The following is a 7,851-nucleotide window of genomic DNA, read 5'->3' on the forward strand; positions in this document are numbered from 1 at the left end:
AGACGTGTGCTCTTCCGATCTACTCCCTTATCTCCTGCTGAATCCCCTCAATCTCCGTATCGCACACGATATTCCCCACGCCGCTGTCAAGAAGCGCCTGGAACAACGGGGCAGCCTGTGTAAGCCCCTCGCAGATGACCGTCACCCTTGCGGAGTACATAGTAAGAAATTCCTCAATGGCCTGTGCAAATTCCTCGTCCGTGTCCCCGAAAGCCGGACGGTCAAGCACCACATCCGTAAAGTGGGCAAAACTGCGCATATCGTAGACCACAAACTGCTTCAGCACGAAATTCCCCACCATCTTCTTGACGGGCACCTCGCTGTCCGGCTCGTAGAAGCCGGTAAAGTCCAGCAGATTGGTATGCTGGGGTGATGATAAGTATAAAATCATATTCTTCTGCCTCCTCTTATCTTCCGATGGCCCAGTAAGGGCCGCCGGAACCTGCCGCCTTGTTGGATTCATTCATAATGATGGATAAATCCCATTCCTGTCCGCTCCTGCCATAGCTGGCCGGGTCTGCCACCAGAATCTTCCCCTCACTGGTCACGCCCCGCAGAACAATGAAATGCCCGCCCTGAGTAAAATGCCCTTTACTCATAATCACTACCACCAGCTTTCCGGAAGAAAGGGCATCCACAATCCCCTGGGCATCCAGATTCTTCTCACAAGACAGCCCATAGGCGGCTGCCGCTGCCGGAATCAGGCTGTGGTAGGAGCCGTTGCCCTCGCAGCGGTGTCCGTTTGCCACGGACCACTGGGCCAGTTCCACCGGGTCATGGGCATCCCCGGTCAGGGTGGACACCACAATCGCCATGGATGTGGGGCCGCACCCTCCCTGGCCGATAGTGCTGGACGTGCCGTACATCACGTCCGCCCACCGCTCGTCCAGCTGGTTATAATACATGACCTCCATGCCACCATCCGTGAATATTATGCCCTCATAAGACTGTCCGCTGCCATTGACGTAATCCGCATCATAGATGCCGATATTCTGGTTATAGCCGTATTCCCGCTGGAAAGATTCGATAGCCGCAACCTCGCCATCCCCCAGCGCCCACTCCACAAACATGGAGATGGGGCTGGTCAGCAGATGGACGATAAAGGCTATCAGGAACAGAACAGGCGACAATATGACGATAAACAGACGTTTCCGCGCCTGCTTGTCCGTTGCCGCCTGAGTCGCCAGCTGTGCCAGTATCTTTGCCGTTACCGGGTCAACTGCCATACAAACTCCTTTCTTTCCTGCGCATGTCTGAACCTTTCTCTTCCACATTTTTTCTCATGCATAAATGCCAAAATTTAATGCCAAATAATTTTCCCAACATTATCGCCCTCCTGCCCTGCCCATATAGAGCATCTTATATTCCGGAATCTCAAAGCTGATATGTAGCCTCTTGGCACCTACCATGAACAGGGCATGTCCCCGCTTCCTTGCCAGCAATAATTCCTGTTCCGCCTCTGTCAGGTCATAGAGGTCTGCGGTCTCTTTCAGGTTCTTGCCGTCCGTCCCCATCAGCACCTTATAGCAGGGGATGTCCAGGAGCGCCTGACCGTACTGCTTGATGCTCTCGCTCAGGAAGTCCACAGTGCTGTGGGAAATGATGGCCAATGCGCCCTCATACTTCCTCGCCCGCTTCATCACGTTCCTGAGGTACACAAGGGACTGGGGCACTTTCTGGTCAATCATCAGATACGCCTCGTCACAGATTAGAAGCACACGCTCCTCCCGATTCCGACTCATCTGCTCCCAGCACCAGGTCAGGATATTGAAATACTGCGTCCGCTTGATATGGTCGCTGGTCTCCTGCAGGGCATTGGTGTCCAGCACAATGATGGAGCCGCTGCCGTTATTCGCCTCTGTACCGTCCTTAATACTGCTCTTCCCATTCCAGATAAAGCTGTCCGAACCCTCTGCTATGTCATACAGAATCAACGCCAAATCCGCATACACCTGGCGGTCTGTCTCTTCCTCCGCCTTTTTCTGCACCAGCCGGTAAAGGTCAGAGAACACAGGAAAATCCTCCGCCCCCAAAAGGGAAATGTCCGTCTCCCAGACAATGCCAAAATTCCTGTACAGTTCAATCAGGCATTTCTTCAGCACCGCCCGCTGCATATCCGTGATGGACGGGATGTAGAGATTGAAGAAGATTTCCAGGTTCTTCATATGCATGGCCAGCTCGCTGAGCTGGCCATTGCTAGGCTCGTTCATCCCATACCCCTCGTCCCGGTACAGGCGGTCGGCCTCCCTCTCCTGTTCGTCATCACGGGGCGATGGCCGGACCTGCAGGGGATTAACCATCCCTGCCGAGCCGCCCACGGCGTTAATCCAGTCCCCATTCAGATTGAAGCACAGATCCTTATACTCGGATTCCGGGTCTACTACCAGGACTTTCGTGCCTTTCATAAACTCGGACAGGATGATATGCTTGATGGCCGTGGACTTCCCCACGCCGGAATTTCCCATGATGACAAAATTGCTGTTGGTGCGGTCCCCGCCCCGGCGCCAAGTATCCACAACCACCAGGCCGCCGCTGGTATCCTGAGCAAAGTAATATCCCTCTCCGTCATTGAATCCGCTGCTGGCAAAGGGAAAGCCGCCTACAAAAGTGGAAATCGGTACAATCTTCTGTAGGATGCTCTCAATCTTGGCATTGGTGGGAAAAGACGGGGAGATGTGCCGAAAACTCTCTTTCTGTAGGTTGGGAATCACCCGCATCTTGCACTTCATGACGCTCACCATGCTCTCCGCACGGCGGCATACCTTTTTGAAAGTCTTTTCGTCCTTGGCGATAGGCATAACCGACACGCTCATCAGCCCCACCGTCTCGCCCTCCCGGTCAATCTGCATGATAATCTTCTCGCCGTCATCGGCAGCCTTTTCCGCTCGCTGCCTGGACAAAGGGTCTTTGGCTCCGTCCGCCAGCCCTCTCTGCTGTACCACGCTGCGGGAGATGGCATTGATCAGTGTGGCATTATCCACCGGCCGCCATCCGATAGAAACGATGGTAGACGGAATATTAGTAATGCGGGACAGCCACTCCACCTCTACTTTCTGGGGATAGCGGATAATCCCGTACACCTTTCCCATATTCTCCCCCAGGTCAAGGCTGTTCTTGGAAAATCCCAGCCCCACCGGGGTGATGACATTCAGCAGGGCATTATTTCTTGTCTCCTGCTCCTGCACGTTTTCCCGTTTCGGCATAAAGTTCCTCCTGTTCCATATTCGTAAGTGCGTTCATTCACTGTTCCTATTCCGCATGATGAAACACTCCCTCTCTTTACATTTCATTTCCAGGTGTTTTCCAGTGTAAGGATAAGCTACGCCTGTCCTGCCTGTACCATGGCAATCAGATACTGCCCTGCCTTTCATACTCTAAGGTTGGAATGGCTGCGGAAAACTCCGTATCCTCCAGATGGGTATAGGACGGATTGTGGACCAGATTTAAAAGCCGCACAATCTCTTTCTCCCCCAGTACGTCACAGGGAATGCCACATCCGGAGAACTTCTCCGAAAACAATACAGCCCGCTTTGACAGTTCTTTCTCCGCTCCCTCCTCTGCCCTCTCCCAGAGAGAAACATAAAACTGCCGTTCCACAATCTCCCCGGACAGTGCGAAGCCGGACATCTGTAAAATCTCCTGCCTAAGCAGTTCTTTCCGTCTGTCATCCGCTTCTTTCAGCATGGACTGCATGTCCGTGATGACCGGGGAGATATCCACCGGCCGGCTCACCGCCAGAAACTTGAAAGGATACTGAATATCCGACAGTTCCGCCGTCAGCTGGCGGATCAGGCTGTTCTTTTCCGCCTTGCTGTACAGGTCAATGCTGATGGAATGGATTCGCACAAAAGTAAGCATCAGCCCATCCGTGGTATAAAGGTATCTGTCCTGAATGTCCCTGACATTGATGAACTCCTGCGCCGTCTGCATGGCAAGGCTCTCCCCGCCACCCTTGTTTTTGGGTTTGCTGTGTTTCAGTACAATCAGCAAAAGGCCGCCTCCCAAAAGGGTGACGGCCAGCATGATGATTGGAAAAATAAGTCCTTCCATATTTGTATCTGCTCCTGTCTGTTCTCTCAAATGTTTATAGTATCCTGGAAGAGTGCCCGCACAAAGCGAATACAATTCGCTTGGGCATTCTTCTGTGTCCAATTTAGATTTTCTTAGCGGGCATACTAAAGAGGTGGGCCATGCCCCCTTTGGCTGCTTAGAAAATCTTTGCACACTTTTATCGTTCCATTTCCTCCTGCCCACCCTCCGGTTCCTCCCGTTCCAGCATCTCCCGGTATCTGCGGTACTGTTCCTCCGTCTGCGGAGAATCCATGTATTCGGAAAGGCGCATACTGCCACGGGCATCCTCCAGCTTTTCCGCAAGTCCGGTGCTATTGTGGTAGATGGCAAGAAGCCTATTGAAATCTGTAATACCCTGCTCTTCCCCATACTCCAACAGCCGCCTGACATTCTCCAGACCTTTATCAAGGTCTATGGAATAGCTCCCCATTGTCCGATACCAGGAACAGTTGGGATTATACTCCAAAACACACTGATTCCCATCCACATCAAGGGTGACCCACATCTCTAGCTGGCTCCCCTTGGCATAGATGTCTTTATAGGCGCCCACCTCACCCGGCTCAATCTGCGCAAAGAACATATCCCCGTCCGCCAGGTGCTCCTCCTGGTAGCCGCCGCCATAGTCCAGATGCTCAAAAATATGTGCAAGGCTCTGATTTTCCGGCAGCTGCTTCTGAATCTCCATGGCCTGCCACAGCCGCAAAAGGGGCGACAGGGAGTTTGCACCATAATGGGCATAAAAGTGATTTTCCTTACCGTCCTCTTTCAGACAGTAAACCGCCCGGTTTCCCATACACACCTCCACTATTTCACTGGCCGGATATGCCAGTCATCATATAAGGAACCTCTGACCGTCAGCGTATCCGTCAGGTTAATCTGCAGCATCCCCGCCGGGGTCCAGGCATCCAGCACCTCCACATAGGTGGCATACCGCCCGTTAGGATACCACACAGGCGAAAAATGCACCGGACGGCCATAGGTGCTGTAGGGGTTCACCTGAAATTCAAAGCTGCTGGAATAGCCGGTATTCTTCCGCTTCAGGAGCCGCCAGTATTCCCCATAGTCGAATTCCGGGAAGTAGGCCACCACGTTCTGCGCCCCGGTGATATGCCCGCTGGGGGCTGAAGAACTGACACGGGCATAAGCCTCGGCATCCAGCCCATATCCGCTCTTCATGGTTCTTCCTGATGCGGTAGGATTATTGGCATCCGGCTCTGTGGCTAGGGAAGCGCTTAAGGATGCGGAATAGGATTTCCAGGCATACTCCCACCATCCATGGTCGCACCAGGATCCATGGTCTACCCCGTCCTCGTCAATATCGCTGTGCCATACCCAGTGCGCATGCCACCAACAGTCCCACTCGCCCCAGGTGAGATATGTCACGTCCTGCTTATTGGGCGCTGCCGGGATAGAGAACCCGTCATTCCGGTCATCCGCCTGTGGGTCAGGCGGCGGGTTGTCGTCCATGTCCACAATCAGTGCCCTTATCCGCCCGATGCTGGTGCTACAGTTGCTGGAGATAGAGATTGTCACCTCACCCGGCTCGGATGGCGTGTGCCACTTCACCCAGGCAAGCTGGGAGCCGTTCTCCGGGATATAGATGTTGTTATGGAAATAAGTCCTCCCGCCCACCGTGAACCTGGCCCAGGCTGGATTGTCAGGGGTCTTCTTTCCTCCTGTAGTCAGCCGGACTGCTATAATCACATCCGTATCCACCCGGTATACCTGATCATAATCTACCACGGTCTCCGGTGTCCCCTTATAGCTGATGATGCCGATTCCCAGGACGGAGACCATCTCCTGGGCCGTCCGTGCACTCCCCCTTGGGCCTGTCCATGCGGCAAACCCCAGATCGTCCCGTTCCAGGAACAGGGCGAGGGCATGGTTCTGCATGACCACGGTGGGGAAGTGGTAGCTCAAGTCCCCGCCCGTCATCTGGCAGTAGAGCCCTGCCTCCGTGGTGGTCATGGCAAAGTACAGGTGCTGGTACACCAGGTAGATGATGGGCTCGATGACCAGCTTGTACTTCCCCTGCTCGATATCCTCAAAGGGGATGCCCGTGTCATTCGCCACCATCACCGCAGCCGCCTCGGAGCAGAAGTACCGCCGGATGGCCGGGATACTGGCTTTCCTGGTGTTGCCGGAGATAATCTGCGGGATGGGGGTCGCCGGCCTCCGGCACGCATAGCCGCCCACCTGCGGGGACAGCCCCGCCCCGTTCCTGTAGTCCACCTTGCTCGCCTTCCCGAAATGGCAGATAGTGGGGGATAATGCCCCTACATCCACATTGGTATAATCCACCGGGACGCTCACCTGCTGCCCGCTCTGGGCATCCACCACCGTGACCCGCACCCCGTCATAGCCTACATCCGGCCAGTAGTATCCATCCACGCCATGGGTCAGGCTGCCGCCTCCGCCGTCCACGTTGCCGCTGCCTGCGGCATGGGCCGGGACTGCAGAGGTCAGGCACATCATGAAAATCAGTATCAGCGCTGCCATTCTTTTTATCTGTTCCATCCATCCTCCTATTCTGCCGCTGTAAGCGGCGTTTCCGTCTGCAAAAGCCCTCTTACCGCACATGTGAAAAAGGCATGGACCCTTTTGCAGTCCATGCCTTTTTCGTACTCTTTGTATATTTTGACAGCCAATCAGAAATGCTGCAATCCCTTTTACTGCATTGTCCCAATCTGCCTGTCCCAGTCCCCATCCGTGTGGGAAGTCCCCTGCTCATTGGGGCCGGAACTTTCTATGTAACCGAACCCCGGCACATAGACCGCCCCTGCCGGATTGGTGTCCCCGCCCTGTGGCTGGTCCTCCTGGGGCTGTGTATGCTCTGGCTGGCAGTTGCCGTCCCCATCCGGGTTCTCCACCACTGCCGTGCTGTCTGTTTCGGCAGGCGGTGCCGTGGGCGGCACTGCATCTTTCGGGGACTGGAGCTTTCCGTCCGTGCGGACCGGCTGGGTTTCCGCCGGAACCGTGGCGGTTTCTTCCCCGCTGGTTTCCTCTGTGAGCGGTTCCTCTGTCTCCGGCTGTGTCTCGGTCTGCCCTGTTTCTGCCCCTGGTTCCTTTCCCTGCTCTGACTCCGATTCTGTTTTCCTCTCCGGCTCTATGGTTCCAGTGGCATCAATCTCCGGGACTGTCACCGTTGTTCCCTTTTCCGGCACTTCCAGCTCCACCAAAGGCAGCTCCGCCTTTCCCATTGTCCCCACATGCCAGACAAGGCCGGCAGCCAGACACACAGCCAGAATTGACAGGATGATGATAGCAACACGCTTCTTATTCTTATAATTCTTGTTCATAAATGGACCTCGCTTTCATTTTCTGTGTTGGAATGAACGGTTCGGCCCTATTTACCCAAATCTTCTACCCGATTCCATTATAAGCGGACTCTCCCTGCGCGTCCAGGCTTTTTTCGGAATCCTCGGAATCTCCTTGGAATCTCCTTAGAATCTGGGCATATAGGCCGCCTTTCTCCTAAGTTCCATGGTCAGGGGCGGAACCACCCCCCAGCCGAAGGACATGGGGATCTCGATGGTAATCCGGGCATCCGCCTCGAAATTTCTGGATGCACTCCCCGGCGCCAGCCCTGTATTGGCAATCTCCACCCGCAGGCCGGAGAGCCGGTATTCGTAACCGCCCTCCTGCTCCTTTACATGGTAGCTTCCATCCCTCTGCGTCCCCAGCAGGCTGTCCAGGCGGTAATACACATCGTCATAGTCCAGATCCTCCACCCACTGCTCCCCGGACAGCCGGTAGCCGCCGGAATATCCCTCCCGCAGC

At 54.8% G+C, this 7,851-nt stretch carries 6 protein-coding genes and 1 pseudogene; all 7 read right to left on the minus strand.

The features are described 5' to 3' along the window. Positions 1-407: 407 nt before the first annotated feature. The gene (locus Q2B33_RS22120; protein WP_300566786.1) at positions 408-1,226 is read right to left on the minus strand and encodes a C39 family peptidase; all 819 of its coding nucleotides are present in this window, start codon (positions 1,224-1,226) and stop codon (positions 408-410) included. A gap of 99 nt (positions 1,227-1,325) precedes the next feature. Next, positions 1,326-3,203, minus strand: coding sequence for a VirB4 family type IV secretion system protein (locus Q2B33_RS22125; protein ID WP_300566789.1), 1,878 nt, complete (start codon positions 3,201-3,203; stop codon positions 1,326-1,328). Between the two features lie 145 nt (positions 3,204-3,348). Beyond that, the gene (locus Q2B33_RS22130; RefSeq protein ID WP_300566792.1) at positions 3,349-4,050 is read right to left on the minus strand and encodes a hypothetical protein; all 702 of its coding nucleotides are present in this window, start codon (positions 4,048-4,050) and stop codon (positions 3,349-3,351) included. Positions 4,051-4,228: 178 nt separating this feature from the next. Continuing rightward, entirely contained in the window at positions 4,229-4,864 is a 636-nt protein-coding gene (locus tag Q2B33_RS22135; RefSeq protein WP_300566795.1) for a hypothetical protein, read from the minus strand. A gap of 11 nt (positions 4,865-4,875) precedes the next feature. After that, a complete protein-coding gene (locus Q2B33_RS22140) occupies positions 4,876-6,588 on the minus strand; it encodes a hypothetical protein (protein WP_300566798.1) in 1,713 nt (570 codons plus the stop codon). A gap of 152 nt (positions 6,589-6,740) precedes the next feature. Further along, positions 6,741-7,370 carry a DUF6550 family protein gene (locus Q2B33_RS22145; RefSeq protein WP_300566802.1) on the minus strand — a complete coding sequence of 210 codons (630 nt, stop codon included), beginning with the start codon at positions 7,368-7,370 and terminating at the stop codon, positions 6,741-6,743. 144 nt (positions 7,371-7,514) lie between these two features. Next, positions 7,515-7,851: pseudogene (locus Q2B33_RS22150) on the minus strand (hypothetical protein); the annotation flags it as partial.

Origin of the sequence: uncultured Acetatifactor sp. (genome assembly GCF_948601915.1) — a bacterium.
Taxonomy (GTDB): Bacteria; Bacillota; Clostridia; order Lachnospirales; family Lachnospiraceae; genus Acetatifactor.